Below are 19,653 nucleotides of genomic sequence, written 5' to 3'. Positions count from 1 at the left end.
TATTTTTTTGCGACAAGGAAATAGTAGAAGCGAAGCAAAAGATTGGCGCAATGAATACGTTCAATGGTATACTATGTGCATGGAACGGAAATATTTAAGGAGGAATGAAACATGGCGATTGTAAATGCAACAGATCAAACATTTGTTAACGAAGTAAAAGATGGTGTTGTGCTCGTTGATTTCTGGGCACCTTGGTGCGGACCTTGCAAAATGATTGCACCTGTATTGGAAGAAGTAGATCGCGAGCTTGCCGACAAAGTGAAAGTAGTAAAAGTCAATGTAGATGATAACCCAGAAACAGCTGGAAAATACGGTGTGATGAGCATCCCAACACTATTCGTGTTCAAAAATGGAGAAGTAGTCGACAAGACTGTTGGCTTCCAACCAAAAGAAGCGCTTGTTGGTCTTTTAAGCAAACATTTATAATCGACATGCCTCGGAGACATCCGAGGTATTTTTTTTGAATTTTTATATTGACACTGAAAATCGTTCTCTACTATAATGATAACGGTTAATGATAATCGTTATCAAAAAAAGGGGGATACATACGAAATGAAAAAACGTCAATTAAAAGCTGTGTTTGCCATGTTTTTATTAGCAGGTGGTGTGCTGGCTGGTTGCGGAAATGCGGAGAAAACAGAAACGACAGAGAAGAAGGAAGAAACAAAAGTAGAAGAAAAACAGGAAGAGCAACAACCTGCTGAAACCGAACAAGCGGAAGAACAAGTAAATGTTCAAACGTTCATTGATGCTTATAAAGCAATCAAAGCGGAAACCGAGAAAGCAAAAGAAGGACAGCCAGTTGACTGGAATCTTGTAGAAAAAACATATGTCGAGCAGTTGCAAAAACCAATTAACGAACTAGATGGTACATTCGCGCAAACGATTGAAGCCGCGATTCAAGGTGGAAAAAGCGGAGAGTTAAACGTTCATCCAGCACGTCAAATTGTTGATAAAGTAACGCAATCTTATTTTTATCAATTGCAAAAGAAACTACAAAAAGATGTTGTAGCGGCACTTGAAGCTGGTGATCAACAAAAAGCGACAACATTGTTTGACCAAATTAAGTTGCTAGCAGCGGAAATTTTCGTTCCAACGGCAATGAAACGGGATGAGTATTATCAATTAACAGGAGAATCTAGCCTCGAGCAAAGCATTAACGCTGGTTTAGCAGCGCAAGAGGAAGCATTAAAAGCAAATAACGTAGATGATTTTAAAGTGTACATCCAATTGACAGATAAATCTATTTATCGTAGTTACTATTTAGCGTCTAAATCATATGCTGAAAAAATTGAAGCCGGTGTGAAAGAAGGTAAGGCAGAAGATGAACTCAAAGGTCAACAAGCTGAAGCATGGGGCTTTTTACAAGCGATCAAAGGCTCTTTAGCTGAAGGAGATGAAGCGGCGACAACTCGCTTAGATGAAATTTTATCATTAAATAACGATTATAAAAACATTAAAGCAGAAGAAGTGGGTGCATTATTCGCCAAAGCGTTGTTTGGTAAAATGAAAGGCTATCATGAAAAAGCACCGGCGCAGTTAGATGAGAATAACGTTGTTGAAGCGAAAGTAAAAGCGTTAGAAGGAAACATGTTCTTAAAGGCAATTGAATTAGATGTGAAAGCAAAATTGGGCGAGCAAAAAGCTGCAGACGTGTTTGCTACGGCAGAAAAATGGTATAACGCTATTGCAGAAAACAAAAAAGATGAAGCTGCTCAACATAGTAAAGCTGTGCTTGATGCTGTAAGTGCTATTGTTCAATAAATAGAAGAGCCGCGCATAACACGCGGCTTTTTTGTTGTGATACAATAGTAAGGCGACGAACGATGAAGGAGTTACACAAATGGCAAAAGTATGTATCACAGGTGGAGCAGGTTTTATCGGCAGTCATTTAGGGAGAAAATTGCTTGAACTTGAGCATGAGCTTATCGTGATCGACAATTTTCATCCATATTATTCAACGTGTCGGAAACAACGTCAGCTTCAACAAATAGAGAATGTTGGCTTTTTTCATTTTTACAATGTAGACATTCTACAATTGGATTCGTTGAAACAAATTTTCTTCCATCATCGACCAGATATTGTATTCCATTTAGCCGCGCTACCAGGCGTGCAGCCATCGTTATCGGAGCCATTAGCATATATTGATTATGATGTGAAGGCAACCGTCAATGTATTACAAGCAGCAGGAGAAGCGGAAGTTCAACATGTGTTATTTGCTTCTTCTTCTTCCGTATACGGCAATTGCGCGTTTCAGCCATTAAAAGAAGAAATGGCAACCGGTCAAGTCATTTCTCCGTATGCAGCGGCGAAATATAGTGCCGAATCGTTTTGTCACGCATATGCGCACATATATGGCTATACGATGACAATTTTTCGATATTTTACAGTATATGGGCCGTGGGGACGTCCGGATATGGCGATTAGTAAATTTATTCGCAAATTGTTACGTGATGAGCCGATTATCGTTTACGGTGATCATACAGCACGCGATTATACGTACATTGATGACATTGTTGCTGGAATGATTCAAGCGCTAGAACGAAAAGGCGAAAGTGATGTTTTTAACCTAGGGGCTGGTCATCCTGTGACGATGAAGCAATTGCTTGCGGAGTTGCGCAATCATTTTCCGCATATGCGCGTTCATTATGAACCGCCTCGCGTTGGAGATGTTGTCGCTACATGGGCTGATATTACAAAAGCGAAAGAAAAAATCGGGTACGAGCCGCGCGTATCGTTGCGGGAAGGGTTGGCAAAGACGATTGAATGGGCGAAGCAATATGAAAAATAAACAAATAAAGATTTTGATGCGACTCATTAGCCTCATATGTATTGTAGCGTTTATATGGATGACGATTCACCACTTTGATGCCCAACTGTTGTTTGATCTGATGCACAAGCTTGTTTCACAACCGTGGCATACGAGTTATATGGTTACTATGTATGGTTTTGCTTTTGTGTTACGTGCTATGGCGTGGAAATGGTATTTGCCGCAAGCCCGTTTTCAAACGTGCATCGATGGGTTATTTGCTAGTTTATTCATAAATCATATATTTCCAATTAAAATCGGCGATGTCGCTCGCGTTGGCATATGTGCAAAACAAAATCGCATTCCATTTTCGATTGTTGCCGAGTCGGTCATTGTATTGCGCCTTTTAGATTTGATCGTTTTATTTTTCTTTGCTTTTTTAGGAGCAATTGTTTATATGCATATGATTATCCGTTCCGCCATGATTTTCCCCCTCATTTTTGGTGGTATTGTTTGTTTGTTTTTCCTCCTTCGACGCATCGATTTGTCATGGTTACAAAAACATAAACAGCACTGGAACATGATACGGAAAAGCCATCGTTTTGTGTTGATTGTTGTTGCTATTGTTTTTAGTTGGATATGTGAAGCGGTCGTTTTGTTTGAAATGGCGAAAATGGTCGCTTTTCCTCTGTCGTTTTCCGAAGCGTTGTGGGTAAATAGTATGGCGGTTGGTGGACAAGTATTTCAAATGACGCCAGGAGGACTAGCGACATATGAGGCGGTTATGGCGTTCGCGTTAACTCGCATTCATTCATATTGGGAACAAGCATATGCTCTTGCGTTGGCGACCCATTTATTTAAATTTTTATTTTCTTATGTCGTTGGGCTATACGTATGGTGGCGCATCCCGACGCTATGGACATTCGTTCGAAAGGAGGACGTAGCATGAAAAAAGCATCGAAGTTTGAAAAAGTAGCGGCAAGGTGTTGGAACTTATTAAATGAAGGAAAGCCGTTTACTCCGATTTTTGTTATGGGAACGATGGTTCTTTTTCATTTGTTTGATGGTATCACTTTTGAAGAAGGAAAGCAGTTATGGAATAGCTTACTGTTTACTATCCCGCTTTTTGTATTGTACTACGTATATGACTATCCGTTATTTTTACGTAACTATTTATGGGTTCCGTACGTTGTGTTCCTAATGATTTGGTCGTTTGTTCCGACAGGTTTACTTTTGCTTGCTGTTAGTCTTTATTTCTTTTTCACCGTTTTCTTTTGGGGAACATTATACTATCATTTACGTATTGGAACAACGTGGTTGAATTTTACTCGTTTTTGGAAACTTGTATTGAAAAATAGCGATTCAACAAGTGGGAATGCACAGGAACAATTGCCAAAAGTATTGCTTCTTCTTTCTGTATGGGAATATGGAGTACAACATGACATACATGTTCCGTCATTTATTGCTTTTTACGCCTTTGTTTTTATATGGTCGTTTATTTTGCACCGTTATTTATTTGATTGGAAACCGAAAGTGATTGACCGTTATACGGACAACGTGCCTCCAAATGATCAACCGTTGAGCGATCGCGTCATTGTGCTCGTTGTTGATGGAATGAGGAAAGATCGTTTCGAGCAAGCGAACGCCCCATTTTTAAAGTCGCTTCGTGCGAATGGGACGGACTTTACGCAAATGGAAACGGTATATCCTGCACGTACGGTCGTCTGTTTTACATCGATGCTTACAGGAACATACCCATTTGAACACGGCATTCGTTCAAATATGGTATGGAAACTAGGTATTCGTGTCGAAAGTATTTTTGATTCGCTCCGAAAAGTAGAAAAAAAAGGAAAAGTGCTCGGCATCGCTCATCTTGTCGATTCCCTAGGAAATGATGTCGAAACGGTTACAGCTGTCATGCATAACGATGTCGCAGATCGTAACATTATGGAGCGTGCGAAACAAATCATGACCGAACAAGATTTACATTTATTTGTCGTTCAATTTATTGGAACGGACCAAACGGGTCATAGCCGCGGTGTACATTATGATGAGTATGTACAAAAAATTGAAGAAGTTGATCAATTGATCAAACAATTTTTCGAATGGTTGCACGAACAAGGGAAAGCAGAAAATACGACATTTATCGTTTGTGCTGATCATGGACAAGCAGACGGAATTGGGGGACATGGTCATTTAGATGAGGGGGAGCGATACGTTCCATTTTTCATGTACGGTCCGATGATTGAAAAAGGGAAACGCATTGACGAAAAACATAGTCTCGTTTCTCTTGCTCCAACGATTGCTTATTTGCTAGGAGCACCATATCCGAGCCATAGTCGTGGCCCTGTATTAGTTGAAGCGCTAAAGAAAGAGGGAAAATGATGAAAGTCGTTATATTTTTACCTGCGCATAATGAAGAAGAAGCGATTGGTGAAGTGATCCGCCGTATTCCAAGACAAATGCAACCGAATATAGAAGTGTCCGTCCTTGTTGTCGACGATGGATCAACGGATCGAACCGTTGATGTAGCAAAACAAGCAGGAGCCGATTTTATTTATCGACACGAACGAAATCGCGGATTAGGAGCAGCTGTACGTACCGGCTTACAACAATGTGTCGAACTCGGTGCAGACATCGGTGTCATGATTGATGCTGATAATGAATATCCACCCGAGCAAATTCCTGATCTCATTATGCCTATTTTACGTGGAGAAGCAGATTATACGATGGGGTCCCGTTTTTTAGGAACGATTCACGGAATGAAGTGGCATCGCCGCATTGGAAATTATATATTCACGTTTATTCAATCGCTGTTATTAAAAACATGGATTTACGACGGTCAATCAGGCATGCGAGCTTTTTCGCGACAAGCGATGGAAGAAGCAGAAATTATTCATGACTACAACTATGCACAAGTATTGACGTTAAACCTAGTGCGGAAAGGATTTCGGTTAAAAGAAGTACCGATTGTATATCAAGTAAGAACGACAGGGCAATCGTTTATTAAATTTACAGCTTATCTTAAGCATGTCATCCCGGCTATTGTGAAAGAAATGTGCCGTTCGACGAAGCGAAAACAAATACGTTCTGTTCAGCAACGCTAGAGAGTGATTCTCTAGCATTTTTTCTTGACAATAATTATGATAATTATTATCATTATCATCGAAGGAGGAGATCGGAGTGAAACACTTTTTATTTTTTTGTTTGTCGATGATATTAATTTTCACTTCAGCCCCTATTTCTTCGTTCGCTTATTCATACGGTGATCCGAACGAAGAAGCAGTTGCTGAAGCTTATAAAGAAATGGTGGCAAAAGCACAAGAAAAAAAATTCGATGAAGTAAAGGCGATTTATGAAACGGTACAAAAAGAAATTGATATGCATATGGGGCCAGAACCTTCTGCCATTATTTTGGAGGCAATTGAAAATAAAGATGTAGATACGATCGTTTCAGCGATGCAAAAAGTGCTTGTGTTAAACGTTGCCCGCCGTTTAGAAAATGTAGAGAAAAACTTCGATAACTATGATACGAGCAAACGTTTGTTAGCAAAAGCATTTGCTACATATAAAGCACTTTCTCCAATCGTGCAACAAAAAGATGCGGAGCTTGATGAACAATTAAAACAACAGTTTGACATTGCTCTTCAATCGCTCGGAAATCCAGGATTGTTCGGAGTAGGAAAAAAAGAGTCAAACATCAATCAATTTAAGGAAAGCAAGAAAGTCATTTTGCAAGCGTTGCAAGATCAATTTGAATTAGAAAATATTGAAACGGGTCATTTTACTGAAGAAGATTTAGAGCGACTAGCTGCTGCAAAAAAGAAAGAATGGACGGATTTGTCTGATGTGAAAAACTGGATACCGATTATTGCTATCGTTATGGTCATTGTGGCGGTTGTTGTGTATGCCGTAAGAAAACGGAAGTAAAGAAAGGGGACGTTTAGTTTGGAAGTTCAAGCACTGCTCATTACGTTTCGTGAAGCATTAGAAGCGCTATTAATTGTTGGAATTATTACATCGTATTTAAAGCGTATTGATCAATCGCGCTATGTGAAATATGTTTGGCTCGGTGCAGGGTTAGCCGTGTTTGCAAGTGCGATTGTCGCCTTATTATTTCAAGTCGTACTTACTGGCTTTTCAACGATGGCGAGCGAAATGTACTTAAAAGTGAGCATTATTTTTATTTCTTCCATCTTGTTGACGCAAATGGTTTTTTGGATGGCGGAACATAGTAAAGATATAAAAAGTAGTATGGAAGGAAAAATGAGCAAATATGTGTCCAAAGGCGACGTATTTGGTATGGTCATGCATTCGTTTTTAGTTGTTTTGCGTGAAGGAGTGGAGACGGTCTTTTTCTTCGCTGCTATTACAGGTGGAAACATCGGAGCGGCGGTGCAAGGATGGGGTGCGATTACGGGGTTAACGATCGCTGCTGTTGTAAGCTATATGTTCTTTAAAGGAACGATGCGTGTACCATTAAAAACGTTTTTTAAAGTGACAGGTGCATTTATTATTTTGATTGCGGCCGGATTGCTCGTACAAGGCATTTCGATGCTACAAGATTTAAAAATAATCGGTAGCGTCATGCCGCACGTTTATGATATTACTTGGTTTATGCCGGAACACCCGGTTGACCACGAACATTTCGTGCGCGATACAGGTCAAGAGCCTATTCTCTCTGGGGATGTTGGCATTTTCTTTAAGGCGTTATTCGGTTACTCATCGATGCCGTCACTTGAAGAAGTATTAGCTTACATCGGCTATTTTATCGTCATTTATTTACTTGTAAAAACACGTTATGGCAAAAAAGAAGAAAAAAACGAACAAAATGAGAAGGTGCTTGAACAACAAGTGATGTAAAGTACAAGGGGAACCTTGTACTTTTTTGCTTAGGAGGGTTTATTGTGCGAATCGTTTCAATTATTGCGCTAGTTGTTGTGCATATATCATATTTCGTCTATGCTAGCCCGTTTGCTGCAACGTGGGATGAAGTGGACTTTGCTTTGGCGCTTGATCGGTATGATTTGCTTGCGATGCAGCCGCATTTCCCAGGGTATCCGTATTTTATTTTTGGGGGGATGCTTGTTCATTCATTTGTCGACAATCCTGCTAAAGCGCTGGCCATTTGGAACGTTTTGCTCATGATGAGTGCGACGATCCCTATTTATTTGCTTGCCAAAACATTTGTGGAAAAAAAGTACGCATGGGTCGTTACTGCACTCGTCCAATCGCTTAGCTACGTCATGTTAATCGCTTCACAACCGATGTCGGAAGGAAGCGCACTCGCTGTTTTATGGTGGTATGTATGGAGTTTACAACGTGCGCTTCACTCGGATCGTGTCGATGTGCAATTGCTTCCGTTATGGCTATTTAGCGTTATGCTTGGTATTCGTTTATCGTACATTCCTTTTGGGATTGGTATTTTATATGTTTGGTGGAAGCGAGCATATCGCCCGAAGAAACTTCTGCTATACAGTCTCATTGCGGTTGCATTTCAATTTATTTGGATTATGGCGGTGGTTACGACGGAGGGAGAGGGGTTTTTGCAGTTAGCTTTTTCATTTACAACAGGGCATTTTACACAATGGGGTGGAGCGATTTCAACAGATGAAGCACCGTTTTGGAAACGAGCTATTATGCTTATTTTTTATAATATCATTTGGACAGGTATGGCTAAGCAGTCAATATGGTTGCTGAGTTGCTTTATTGTTTTGTTGGTTATGACTTGGAAACGAATAACGCTTCCACCTTTGTATCGTTTATTTTTATTGACATATTTTTTATGGGCGTTGTTTGCGCAAAACATTGAAAAGCCAAGACATATATTGCCGATTGTCGTCATTGTTTCATTCTTTTTGTTTGTCAGTGTCCTTCAATCGTCATCACGTTTTCGATTGACTGTTATGCTTATTTTACTTCTCTCACAAACGATTATCGGCATACAAGGGGTTAAGCGTCAAGCGACACAGTTGCCAGCGACATATCAGTTGGCGTATGATTTTGAACAGAAAGAAAAGCCTTTTATTTTACTTACATGGGAGGAAACGCGCGTGCTTGAATATTTACGTGTTTCTTTTCCGCATGAACGTGTATTCTCTTTTGATGTTTTTCAACGTGAAAAAGCGACATTTCCACATGCGAAAGTGTATGTTACCGATCATGTCGTTAAAGGGTTTCAAGCGCAAGGCATAGACGTTCGTCCATATATTCATTTTGTTCGAACGTATGAATCGAGTTTATTATCTGACCCTGTGTATGGGCGCATCACCGTATATGAATGGAGAGAGGAGGAAAAACGTGAATGAACAATTAAAACAAAAGTTGGCCATTTTACCTGATCAACCGGGATGTTATTTAATGAAAGACGCTCATGGCACAGTCATTTATGTCGGAAAGGCGAAGGTGCTGAAAAATCGTGTTCGATCTTATTTTACCGGCACACATGATGGAAAAACGCTCAGATTAGTGAATGAAATTGCTGATTTTGAATACATTGTGACGTCCTCGGATTTAGAAGCGCTTATTTTAGAAATGAATTTAATTAAAAAATACGATCCGAAATATAACGTCATGTTAAAAGACGACAAAAGCTATCCGTTTATTAAAATTACAGGGGAAACGCACCCGCGTCTCATCATTACGCGAACGGTAAAAAAAGATAAGGGGAAATATTTCGGTCCGTATCCAAATGCCCAAGCGGCCCATGAAACGAAAAAATTGCTTGATCGTTTATATCCATTAAGAAAATGTGAGAAAATGCCAAAAAAAGTTTGTTTATATTATCATATGGGACAATGTTTAGGACCGTGCGAATATAAAGTGTCAGAGGAAGAAAATAAACAAATTGTTGAACAAATTACGCGTTTTTTAAACGGTGGGTATAAAGAAGTAAAAGAGGCATTAACAGAAAAAATGATGGAAGCAGCCGAACAGTTACAGTTTGAGCGGGCGAAAGAATATCGTGACCAAATTGCGTACATTGAGGCATTGATGGAAAAACAAAAAATGATTTTACACGACTTTGTTGACCGAGACATTTTTGGGTATGCGTACGATAAAGGATGGATGTGCGTACAAGTTTTTTTCATCCGGCAAGGAAAGCTCATCGAACGAAATGTATCAATGTTTCCACTATATCAAGAACCAGAAGAAGAATTTTTAACATTTTTAGGCCAATTTTACAGTAAACATTACCATTTAAAGCCACGTGAAATCGTATTACCTCGAGAAATCGATGGTGAAATGGCGATGAAATTGCTTGAGGTGAGCGTCACGCAGCCAAAGAGCGGGAAAAAGAAAGAACTCGTTGATTTAGCATGTAAAAATGCACAAATTGCACTGCAAGAAAAGTTCTTTTTAATTGAACGTGATGAAGAACGAACCATTCGTGCCGTCGAACGGCTAGGCGGAGCGCTCGGGATTTCAACGCCTCATCGTATCGAGGTGTTTGACAATTCCAACATTCAAGGAACAGATGCTGTTGCTGCTATGGTTGTATTTATTGATGGAAGGCCGGAAAAAAAAGAATATCGTAAATATAAAATAAAAACGGTGCAAGGAGCGGACGATTATGAGTCGATGCGCGAGGTGATTCGGCGGCGATATACGCGCGTGTTGCGCGAACGGTTACCGCTTCCTGATCTCATTGTTGTCGACGGAGGAAAGGGGCAAATACAAGCCGCAAAAGAAGTGTTAGAATGCGAGCTTGGATTATCGATTCCAATCGCTGGTTTAGTGAAAGATGATAAACATCGCACATCACATTTATTGTTCGGCGATCCGCCAAGCGTCATTTCGTTAGAAAAAAATAGTCAAGAGTTTTATTTGCTACAGCGCATGCAAGAAGAAGTGCATCGTTTTGCGATTACATTTCATCGTCAAGTTCGTTCAAAATCTGCATTCCATTCCATACTCGATCAAATTCCAGGGGTTGGTACAAAAAGAAAACAAGCGTTATTACAACATTTCGGATCGATAAAAAAAATGAAAGAAGCGACCGTTGAACAAATACAAGAAGCAAATATTCCAAAACACATCGCCCAAAAAGTTTACGAAGCGCTTCAAACGTACGAAAGCTGACCATCATCGGTCAGCTTCATCTTTTCGATCCCATTTGACTGTGAACAAAACGGTTTTGGCGCGCCGTTTTTGCTGTTCAAACGCTTCTGTGACATATCCTTTTTGTTGCTCAAACTGTTGGGCTAGAAAGCCTGCTTCAAGTTGAAACGTGCACTCCCCACCATAATCGAACCGCATCGCAACAAGTGACCCTTCTAATTGAAGTTCACATTCATCTTTTTTCTCTTCAAGTACCGATAAGTTTCCCCAACCAGCTTGTTCGAAAAAAGAAATGACATCGTCGATTGTAGCTAGTGGGTATTTTCTCGCTAAATCTTTTCCTGCCCAATATAAAATAAATGGAGTTTCTTTTCCAAATAAATTTGGTAGTAGTTCTTGCCGAAATAAAAAGTCGCTAAAAGCAGAAATGCTCGTTTGTTTCCATTGTTCGTATCCGCTCACGATCAAATCCCCTCTCTATTTTTCATTATAACGAACAACAATGTGAAAAACAGTATTGACTTTTCTCTCATTTCGGACTTCACTAGAAGTGTAGTTATTTTAAATTTTGAAATGATTGAACATTTCGTGAACACCTTTTCTTGACGCTCCTACATTCTGGGAGTACAATGAATGTGACAATGACCGATGGAAATGGAAGTGTTTACACTTCTGTTGGTCATAGTCTAGTAGATGTGGATGGGAGCACATAGAAAAGGAAGATGACAAATTTAAGGGGGGTTATGTATGGCACAAAATCGCGAGTTTTTTTATCGTCGACTCCATTCATTGCTTGGAGTTATTCCAGTCGGGCTGTTTTTAACGCAGCATCTAGTTGTTAACCATTTTGCAACAAGAGGAGCAGATGCATTTAACAAGGCGGCAGCTTTTATGGAGCAGCTACCGTTTCGGTATTTTTTGGAAATTTTCGTTATTTTTCTTCCGCTATTGTTCCATGCCATCTACGGACTGTACATTGCGTTTACAGCGCAAAATAATGTAAGTCGATACGGGTATTTCCGTAACTGGATGTTTATGTTGCAACGCTTAACGGGGATTATTACGCTCATTTTCGTCGTCTGGCACGTATGGGAGACGCGCGTTCAAGCTGCGTTTGGTGCAGAAGTAAACTATGACATGATGGCGAACATCGTTGCGAACCCGTTTATGCTTGCATTTTATATTGTTGGAATCGTTTCGGCGGTGTTTCACTTTGCGAACGGGCTATGGTCGTTTTTTGTTAGCTGGGGAATTACAGTAACTCCTCGTTCACAACAAATTTCTACATACGTGACAATGGGGATTTTTGTCGCGCTTTCGATCGTTGGTATACGCGCGATTTTAGCATTCGTTTAATCCACAAGGAGGAGTGAGGAGACATGAGTAAAGGAAAAATTATTGTTGTTGGTGGAGGTCTTGCCGGCTTAATGGCAACGATTAAGATTGCCGAAGCAGGCGTAAAAGTAGATTTGTTTTCGTTAGTTCCGGTGAAGCGATCTCACTCTGTTTGTGCACAAGGTGGCATTAACGGTGCAGTTAACACAAAGGGAGAAGGAGATTCTCCGTGGGAGCATTTCGATGATACAGTGTACGGAGGAGACTTTTTAGCTGACCAACCTCCGGTAAAAGCGATGTGTGAAGCTGCTCCGGGAATTATTCATTTGCTTGATCGCATGGGCGTCATGTTCAACCGTACGCCGGAGGGATTGCTTGATTTCCGTCGCTTTGGTGGAACACAACATCACCGTACTGCATACGCAGGGGCGACAACAGGCCAACAGCTTCTTTACGCGCTTGATGAACAAGTGCGCCGTCACGAAGTCGCTGGACTTGTGACAAAATATGAAGGTTGGGAATTTTTAGGTGTTGTTTTAGATGACGAACAAGTATGTCGCGGAATTGTCGCGCAAAACTTAACAACAATGGAGATTAAAGCATTCCCGGCTGATGCTGTCATCATGGCCACAGGTGGTCCTGGGATCATTTTCGGAAAATCAACAAACTCTATCATTAACACAGGATCAGCAGCATCGATCGTCTATCAACAAGGTGCGTATTATGCAAACGGAGAATTTATTCAAATTCACCCGACAGCCATTCCAGGCGATGATAAACTCCGCTTAATGAGTGAATCAGCACGCGGAGAAGGTGGACGAGTTTGGACGTATAAAGACGGAAAGCCTTGGTATTTCTTAGAGGAAAAATATCCGGCTTACGGAAACCTTGTTCCGCGCGATATTGCAACGCGTGAAATTTTCCATGTTTGCGTAGACTTAAAGCTCGGCATTAACGGCGAAAACATGGTTTATTTAGATTTGTCGCACAAAGATCCGAAAGAGCTGGATATTAAGTTAGGCGGTATTATTGAAATTTATGAAAAGTTTATGGGTGAAGACCCAAGAAAAGTGCCGATGAAGATCTTCCCAGCTGTTCACTACTCAATGGGTGGATTATGGGTGGACTACGATCAAATGACAAACATTAAAGGGTTGTTTGCAGCGGGCGAGTGCGACTTCTCGATGCACGGTGCAAACCGTCTCGGTGCGAACTCGTTATTATCTGCGATTTACGGCGGAATGGTAGCAGGTCCAAAAGCTGTTGAATATATGAAAGGACTTGAGAAATCTGCCGATGCGATGCCTTCTTCTTTATACGACCGCTATTTAAAACAAGAAGAAGAAAAATGGGCGCAAATTATGGCGATGGATGGTACAGAAAACGCCTACGTTTTGCATAAAGAGCTCGGTGAATGGATGACGGATAACGTCACAGTCGTTCGTTATAACGATAAATTATTAAAGACGGATGAGAAAATTCAAGAATTACTTGAGCGTTATAAAAATATTAACATTAACGACACAGCGAAATGGAGCAACCAAGGTGCGTCGTTTACACGCCAACTTTACAACATGTTGCAACTTGCTCGCGTCATTACGCTTGGTGCTTACAACCGTAACGAAAGCCGTGGAGCGCATTATAAGCCAGAGTTTCCTGAGCGAAACGACGAAGAATGGTTAAAAACAACGATGGCAAGCTTTACACCGGATGGTCCATCGTTCCATTATCGTGAAGTGGATACATCGCTTATTAAGCCACGCAAACGCGATTACACGAAAAAGAAAGGGGAAGTGAAATCATGAGCGAAAATAAAACGATTCGGATTATCGTCACAAGACAAGACCGTCCGGATACAGCCCCTTATGAAGAAGAGTTTGTCATTCCGTATCGTCCGAATATGAACATCATTTCGGCGCTCATGGAAATTCGGCGCAATCCGGTCAATGCGAAAGGGGAAAAAACGACGCCTGTTGCTTGGGAAATGAACTGTTTGGAAGAAGTGTGTGGCGCTTGTTCAATGGTCATTAACGGCAAGCCACGCCAATCGTGTACCGCACTGATCGATCAGCTCGAGCAACCGATTCGTTTAGAGCCGATGCGCACATTCCCTGTCATTCGTGACTTACAAGTGGATCGTAGTCGCATGTTTGATTCGTTGAAAAAAGTGAAAGCATGGATCCCAATCGATGGAACGTACGATTTAGGTCCGGGACCGCGCATGCCAGAGCGTAAACGACAATGGGCATATGAGCTATCAAAATGTATGACGTGCGGGGTATGTTTAGAAGCTTGTCCAAACGTCAATAGTAAGTCAAACTTTATCGGTCCAGCGCCGCTATCGCAAGTACGTTTATTTAATGCACATCCAACAGGAGCGATGCATAAAGCAGAGCGTCTCGAAGCGATTATGGGTGATGGTGGATTAGCGAATTGCGGAAATTCACAAAACTGTGTGCAATCTTGTCCGAAAGGCATTCCGCTTACAACATCGATTGCGGCATTGAACCGCGCAGCAACGATTCAAATGTTCCGCAATTTCTTTGGTAGCGATGAAGTGTAACAAAAAGGTCGGCTCTTCAAGAGTCGGCCTTACATTTCATCTATGATGCTAGATCGCTTTATAGAGGGGGAGAGGAAAATTGAAAGTATCTTATATTGATGACATAAAAGAATGGGAACAACGTTTTTCTTTTTTTCATCGGGTGCGCGTTCGTTTTTCAGAAACGGATATGTTTGGTCATTTGAACAACACGGTACCTTTTGTATATTTTGAAGAAGCGCGCATCGCATTTTTCGAACATCTCGGTTTTATGAATGACTGGTTAGGAAGAGAACACGATGCGATCCCAGTCGTTGCTAATCTACAATGCGATTTTTTACAACAAGTATATTTCGGTGAACAGTTACAAATCGGTGTAAAAGTCGCACATATCGGCAACTCTTCTGTTGATTTACATTATGTAGGAAAAAAACAAAATGGAGCGATTGCATTTACAGGTCGGGGAACGATGGTGCAAATGTCTAAAACGACAGGAAAAGGGGTCGCATGGGACGAAAACGCTCGTGCGCGATTAATAGAAAACATGTAACCGTTCACGCCCTTCTTGCATACGATATGTTGACTAAATATATACCCATCCGTTTCGGTCTGGTAAAAGCAAGGAGGGTTATTCACTTGAATCAGAAGCCGCTGCTCACAAAAAGAGAAAGGGAAGTATTCGAACTGTTGCTCCAAGACAAGACGACGAAAGAGATTGCTAGTGAGCTCTTCATTAGCGAAAAAACAGTTCGCAACCACATTTCGAATGCGATGCAAAAGCTTGGAGTAAAGGGGCGCTCACAAGCTGTTGTTGAATTGCTTCGAATGGGGGAACTTGAACTATAGAGAGAACCGGCTCGCCTTTTCGTTTTAGGCAGCCGGTTCTCTATTGATTTGATGTATGATATAATAAAAAATGTTTTGTCATACATCAACAAAGAATGAGGCGAATACATTGGAAAGACCTATTGGAGTAATTGATTCAGGTGTTGGTGGATTAACGGTCGCAAAGGAAATTATGCGCCAGCTACCAAAAGAACAAATTGTCTATTTAGGAGATACGGCACGTTGTCCATACGGACCGAGGTCACGAGAAGAAATTCGACAATTTACATGGGAAATGACGAACTATTTACTTGGATATGATATAAAAATGCTCGTCATTGCATGTAATACTGCCACAGCTGTCGCTTTAGAAGAAATTCGTGATACGCTCAACATTCCTGTGATTGGTGTCGTTCATCCTGGTGCACGCACCGCATTGAAAATTACAAAAAACTATCATATCGGTGTTATCGGCACGGTTGGAACGGTGAAAAGTGGTGCTTATGAGCAAGCATTAAAATCGATCAATAGCGATGTGAAAGTAGAAAGTTTAGCTTGTCCAAAGTTTGTTCCTTTAGTGGAAAGCGGACAATTTGAAGGAGAAGAAGCAAAGCAAATTGTTGCTGAATCTCTTGAACCATTAAAAGACCGACCAATTGATACGCTTATTTTAGGGTGTACGCACTATCCACTTTTAAGCCCGCTCATTCAACAATACATGGGGGAGCACGTGAAGCTCATTTGTTCTGGCGATGAAACAGCGCGTGAAGTGAGTACAATTTTACATCATAGCGGTTTGCTCTATACGGGGAATAAACGCCGCGAACATATATTTTTCACGACTGGACCGAAAGAAACGTTCCAACAAATTGCTTCCAAATGGTTCGGTCACCCGATTGCACATGTCGAAACGATTCAATTATCTTAAAATCCTTCGCATTCGCCGAAGGATTTTTTTTGTTCTATTTTTGGGGACGGCTCGTATACATAGTAGTACAAACTGTATGAGGAGGGGAGTCCATGCGTCGCGTATGGGTTATTGCCACAATGCTTATATTTATTCTTTCAGGATGTGGGCTGTTCGGAGGTGAAAAAGCTACGAAAGAAATTGATCCGCCAAAAGATGTAACATATGTAGAAGATGAACAAGCACTGCAAGAAAAAGAAGTAGCAGAAAATGAAACAGCGACAGAAACGGTGCAACGTGAATTGTATTTAATTGATAAAAATGGATTCGTCGTCCCACAAACGTTTGCCTTACCAAAAACAAATGCAGCCGCAAAGCAAGTACTTGAATATTTAGTAGAAAACGGTCCGATTTCTGAACTATTGCCGAACGGATTTCGTGCGGTTCTCCCAGCTGACACACAAGTGTTAAGCGTCAATTTAAAACAAGATGGCACGCTTGTCATTGATTTTTCTAAAGAGTTTGCGAACTATCGACCAGAAGACGAAAAACGTATTTTACAAGCAATTACATGGACGGTAACGCAATTTGATAATGTGAAACGTGTGAAAATTCGCATGAACGGACATGATCAAAATGTGATGCCGGTTAACGGAACACCAATTAGCAACGAGTTAAGCAGAGATGATGGAATTAACATTGAAACGAACGGTGTTGTGGATATTACGAACACACATCCTGTTATCGTTTACTTTTTAGCGCAAGATGGGAAACAAACATATTATGTCCCAGTAACACGCCGTGTACCGAATAGCGAACAAGATGAATTAGCTGCAGTCGTAAATGAACTAATTAAAGGACCGAGTTACGGTTCGGGCTTGTTAAGCGATTTTCAAGCAGATGCGAAATTGTTAGAAGCACCAAAATATGAGAATGGAAAAGTAACGTTAAACTTTAACGAAGCGATTTATGGTAGTGTGGAGAAAAATGTTGTGTCGACACATGTGCTTAATTGTTTAGTTTTATCTTTAACAGAACAGCCAGGGGTAGAGAGCGTCGCGATTACAGTAAACGGAAAAGCAGAATTGGTCGATGAGAGCGGAAAACCGCTATCAGAACCTGTCACAAGACCGCAAAATGTGAACACGGGTAGTTTTTGAAACCAATTTTTTGCTATACTATATAAAGATTCATCGTCGAGAGGCAGCATCCCTGCCTCTTATTTCGTGAACATATATTGAGGAGGATTTTGTGTGAGAGTAGATGGTAGAACAAATGACGAACTTCGTCCTGTACATATTGAACCGAACTATTTAAAACATCCGGAAGGGTCTGTGCTTATTTCGATTGGTGATACGAAAGTGATTTGTACAGCAAGCATCGAAGATAAAGTCCCACCGTTTATGCGTGGAGGGGGGAAAGGATGGATTACTGCGGAGTATGCGATGATTCCACGTGCGACTGAACAACGAAATATTCGCGAAGCAAGTAAAGGAAAGTTATCAGGAAGAACGATGGAAATTCAACGATTAATCGGTCGTGCGCTTCGTTCTGTTGTTGATTTGCAAAAGTTAGGTGAGAAAACCGTTTGGATCGATTGTGATGTCATTCAAGCGGACGGTGGAACGCGCACAGCGTCAATTACAGGGGCGTTCGTCGCTATGACATTGGCGCTCGGAAAAATGGTTGAAGATAAAAAAATACCGGCACTACCGATTACAGATTTTTTAGCCGCCACATCTGTCGGAATTGATGAAGAACATGGTATTATTTTGGATTTAAACTATATTGAAGATTCAAAAGCACAAGTCGATATGAATATTGTAATGACGGGATCGGGACGTTTTGTCGAAATTCAAGGAACAGGGGAAGAAGCGACGTTCTCATATGAGCAACTGCTCGATTTATTAACCGTTGCTGAAAAAGGTATTCACGAACTTATCGCTCGGCAAAAAGAGGCACTCGGTTCTCTTGCGGAACAAATTATGCAACATGGTTCGGAAGGGGAAGAAGCGAAATGAAACGAATAATCATTGCCACAAAAAACAAAGGGAAAGTAGCAGAATTTCAGCAATTGTTTTCAAAAAAAGGGATCGACGTGCTCTCCCTCCTTGCCTATGATGACATACCAGATGTTGAAGAAACGGGAACGACGTTTGCAGAAAACGCGATATTAAAAGCAACGACAATTGCGAATATGCTTCATGAAACGGTCATTGCAGATGACTCAGGATTAATCGTTGACGCGCTAAACGGCGAGCCGGGCGTATACTCGGCTCGCTACGCCGGCGAAGGAAAAAATGATCAAGCAAACATTGAAAAAGTGCTTACAAAGTTACAAGGTGTGCCTTTTGAACAACGAACCGCCCGTTTTCATTGTACGCTCGCTGTCGCCAAACCAAACGGAGATGTGACGACAGTAGATGGCGTATGTGAAGGATATATAACAGAAGAACCGGTTGGTGAAAACGGTTTTGGGTACGATCCGATTTTTTTTGTTCCTGAAAAACAACGAACGATGGCCCAATTAACGAAAGAAGAGAAAAATGAAATTAGCCATCGGGCAAAAGCGCTACAACATCTTTTACATATATGGGACAAACTGTTTGAAAAGGAGAATGAGTCGTGAACGTATTAATTGTAAGCGATAGCCACGGATTAACCAAAGAATTACAGACGATCGTTTCACGTCACAAACAACATGTTGATGCAATCATTCATTGCGGTGACTCTGAGTTAACAAGCGACCACGAAGCGTTGCAAGGTATGCTTGTTGTGCGAGGAAATTGCGACAACGAACGTCGTTTTCCAACCGATCTTGTTGAAGAAGTAAACGGCGTTCGCTTTTTCATTACACATGGTCATTTGTACAACGTCAAAATGACGCTCATGAATTTATATTATAAAGCGAAAGAAGTCGGGGCACGCATCGTTTGCTTTGGTCACTCGCACATTGCAGGATGTGAACAAATCGATGATGTTCTTTTCATCAATCCAGGAAGCGTTTATTTACCGCGCCTGCGTCGCGAAAAAACATATGCCATACTTCATATAGACGAAACAACTACAACCGTACATTTTTACAATATCGACGGCAAACCGCTCCATGATTTAACAACGACATATACAACAAAATAGGGGCAAGAAAATTCCATCGCCCCTATTGACTTTTTTCATAAACATCATTACAATAACAATTGTCCAAACCACGATGATATGTTTGTGATATGTCTA

Annotated in this window: 21 protein-coding genes; 20 read left to right on the top strand and 1 reads right to left on the bottom strand. The window is 41.0% G+C overall.

Going from position 1 to position 19,653, the window contains the following annotated elements; genetic code table 11:
- Positions 1 to 111 precede the first annotated feature (111 nt).
- The 10 genes from trxA (at position 112) to uvrC (ending at position 10,831) form a co-directional block, all read left to right on the top strand.
- Positions 112 to 426 (top strand): thioredoxin, encoded by a 315-nt coding sequence (gene trxA, locus LD028_RS16520; protein WP_237812413.1) that lies wholly within the window; start codon positions 112 to 114, stop codon positions 424 to 426.
- A 126-nt stretch (positions 427 to 552) separates the two neighbouring features.
- Positions 553 to 1,764 carry a hypothetical protein gene (locus LD028_RS16515; protein WP_237812412.1) on the top strand — a complete coding sequence of 404 codons (1,212 nt, stop codon included), beginning with the start codon at positions 553 to 555 and terminating at the stop codon, positions 1,762 to 1,764.
- 79 nt (positions 1,765 to 1,843) lie between these two features.
- Entirely contained in the window at positions 1,844 to 2,791 is a 948-nt protein-coding gene (locus LD028_RS16510; protein WP_237812411.1) for an NAD-dependent epimerase/dehydratase family protein, read from the top strand.
- Positions 2,781 to 3,698, top strand: a complete 918-nt coding sequence (locus LD028_RS16505; protein WP_237812410.1) for a lysylphosphatidylglycerol synthase transmembrane domain-containing protein — start codon at positions 2,781 to 2,783, stop codon at positions 3,696 to 3,698. The genes LD028_RS16510 and LD028_RS16505 overlap by 11 nt, the downstream gene beginning before the upstream one ends.
- Positions 3,695 to 5,134, top strand: coding sequence for an alkaline phosphatase family protein (locus tag LD028_RS16500; RefSeq protein ID WP_237812409.1), 1,440 nt, complete (start codon positions 3,695 to 3,697; stop codon positions 5,132 to 5,134). Before LD028_RS16505 ends, LD028_RS16500 begins: the two co-directional genes overlap by 4 nt.
- Entirely contained in the window at positions 5,134 to 5,856 is a 723-nt protein-coding gene (locus LD028_RS16495; protein ID WP_237812408.1) for a glycosyltransferase family 2 protein, read from the top strand. Before LD028_RS16500 ends, LD028_RS16495 begins: the two co-directional genes overlap by 1 nt.
- 76 nt (positions 5,857 to 5,932) lie before the next feature.
- Positions 5,933 to 6,679 carry a hypothetical protein gene (locus LD028_RS16490; protein WP_077427937.1) on the top strand — a complete coding sequence of 249 codons (747 nt, stop codon included), beginning with the start codon at positions 5,933 to 5,935 and terminating at the stop codon, positions 6,677 to 6,679.
- An 18-nt stretch (positions 6,680 to 6,697) separates the two neighbouring features.
- A complete protein-coding gene (locus tag LD028_RS16485) occupies positions 6,698 to 7,612 on the top strand; it encodes an FTR1 family iron permease (protein ID WP_237812407.1) in 915 nt (304 codons plus the stop codon).
- 44 nt (positions 7,613 to 7,656) lie between these two features.
- On the top strand, positions 7,657 to 9,057 hold the full coding sequence (locus tag LD028_RS16480; RefSeq protein ID WP_237812406.1) for a nucleoporin-interacting protein: 1,401 nt from the start codon (positions 7,657 to 7,659) through the stop codon (positions 9,055 to 9,057).
- A complete protein-coding gene (uvrC, locus tag LD028_RS16475) occupies positions 9,050 to 10,831 on the top strand; it encodes an excinuclease ABC subunit UvrC (protein WP_237812405.1) in 1,782 nt (593 codons plus the stop codon). The genes LD028_RS16480 and uvrC overlap by 8 nt, the downstream gene beginning before the upstream one ends.
- Positions 10,832 to 10,834: 3 nt before the next feature.
- Here uvrC and LD028_RS16470 read toward each other — a convergent pair whose 3' ends face one another.
- Positions 10,835 to 11,272 (bottom strand): DUF2507 domain-containing protein, encoded by a 438-nt coding sequence (locus tag LD028_RS16470; RefSeq protein WP_237812404.1) that lies wholly within the window; start codon positions 11,270 to 11,272, stop codon positions 10,835 to 10,837.
- Positions 11,273 to 11,557: 285 nt separating this feature from the next.
- Here LD028_RS16470 and LD028_RS16465 point away from each other — a divergent pair, with 285 nt between their 5' ends.
- From LD028_RS16465 to LD028_RS16420, 10 genes are all read left to right on the top strand, one after another.
- The gene (locus LD028_RS16465; RefSeq protein WP_006320322.1) at positions 11,558 to 12,166 is read left to right on the top strand and encodes a succinate dehydrogenase cytochrome b558 subunit; all 609 of its coding nucleotides are present in this window, start codon (positions 11,558 to 11,560) and stop codon (positions 12,164 to 12,166) included.
- Between the two features lie 23 nt (positions 12,167 to 12,189).
- On the top strand, positions 12,190 to 13,950 hold the full coding sequence (gene sdhA / locus LD028_RS16460; protein WP_192949064.1) for a succinate dehydrogenase flavoprotein subunit: 1,761 nt from the start codon (positions 12,190 to 12,192) through the stop codon (positions 13,948 to 13,950).
- Complete coding sequence (gene sdhB, locus LD028_RS16455) at positions 13,947 to 14,708, top strand: succinate dehydrogenase iron-sulfur subunit (RefSeq protein WP_003396476.1); 762 nt, start codon at positions 13,947 to 13,949, stop codon at positions 14,706 to 14,708. The genes sdhA and sdhB overlap by 4 nt, the downstream gene beginning before the upstream one ends.
- Positions 14,709 to 14,787: 79 nt before the next feature.
- Positions 14,788 to 15,237, top strand: coding sequence for an acyl-CoA thioesterase (locus LD028_RS16450; protein WP_237812403.1), 450 nt, complete (start codon positions 14,788 to 14,790; stop codon positions 15,235 to 15,237).
- Positions 15,238 to 15,317: 80 nt separating this feature from the next.
- On the top strand, positions 15,318 to 15,533 hold the full coding sequence (locus LD028_RS16445; RefSeq protein ID WP_032100525.1) for a helix-turn-helix domain-containing protein: 216 nt from the start codon (positions 15,318 to 15,320) through the stop codon (positions 15,531 to 15,533).
- Between the two features lie 109 nt (positions 15,534 to 15,642).
- Positions 15,643 to 16,440, top strand: a complete 798-nt coding sequence (gene racE / locus LD028_RS16440; RefSeq protein WP_275125073.1) for a glutamate racemase — start codon at positions 15,643 to 15,645, stop codon at positions 16,438 to 16,440.
- A gap of 92 nt (positions 16,441 to 16,532) precedes the next feature.
- Positions 16,533 to 17,579 carry a GerMN domain-containing protein gene (locus tag LD028_RS16435; RefSeq protein WP_237812401.1) on the top strand — a complete coding sequence of 349 codons (1,047 nt, stop codon included), beginning with the start codon at positions 16,533 to 16,535 and terminating at the stop codon, positions 17,577 to 17,579.
- Between the two features lie 93 nt (positions 17,580 to 17,672).
- Complete coding sequence (rph, locus tag LD028_RS16430; RefSeq protein ID WP_237812400.1) at positions 17,673 to 18,440, top strand: ribonuclease PH; 768 nt, start codon at positions 17,673 to 17,675, stop codon at positions 18,438 to 18,440.
- Entirely contained in the window at positions 18,437 to 19,048 is a 612-nt protein-coding gene (locus LD028_RS16425) for an XTP/dITP diphosphatase (protein WP_006320345.1), read from the top strand. The genes rph and LD028_RS16425 overlap by 4 nt, the downstream gene beginning before the upstream one ends.
- A complete protein-coding gene (locus LD028_RS16420) occupies positions 19,045 to 19,557 on the top strand; it encodes a metallophosphoesterase family protein (protein ID WP_237812399.1) in 513 nt (170 codons plus the stop codon). The genes LD028_RS16425 and LD028_RS16420 overlap by 4 nt, the downstream gene beginning before the upstream one ends.
- The last annotated feature ends 96 nt before the right edge of the window (positions 19,558 to 19,653 follow it).

Origin of the sequence: Anoxybacillus sp. LAT27, assembly GCF_022030075.1 — a bacterium.
GTDB lineage: Bacteria > Bacillota > Bacilli > Bacillales > Anoxybacillaceae > Anoxybacillus > Anoxybacillus kestanbolensis.
Note: the sequence above shows the minus strand (reverse complement) of the source record. Positions and strands in the feature narration are given on the sequence as shown.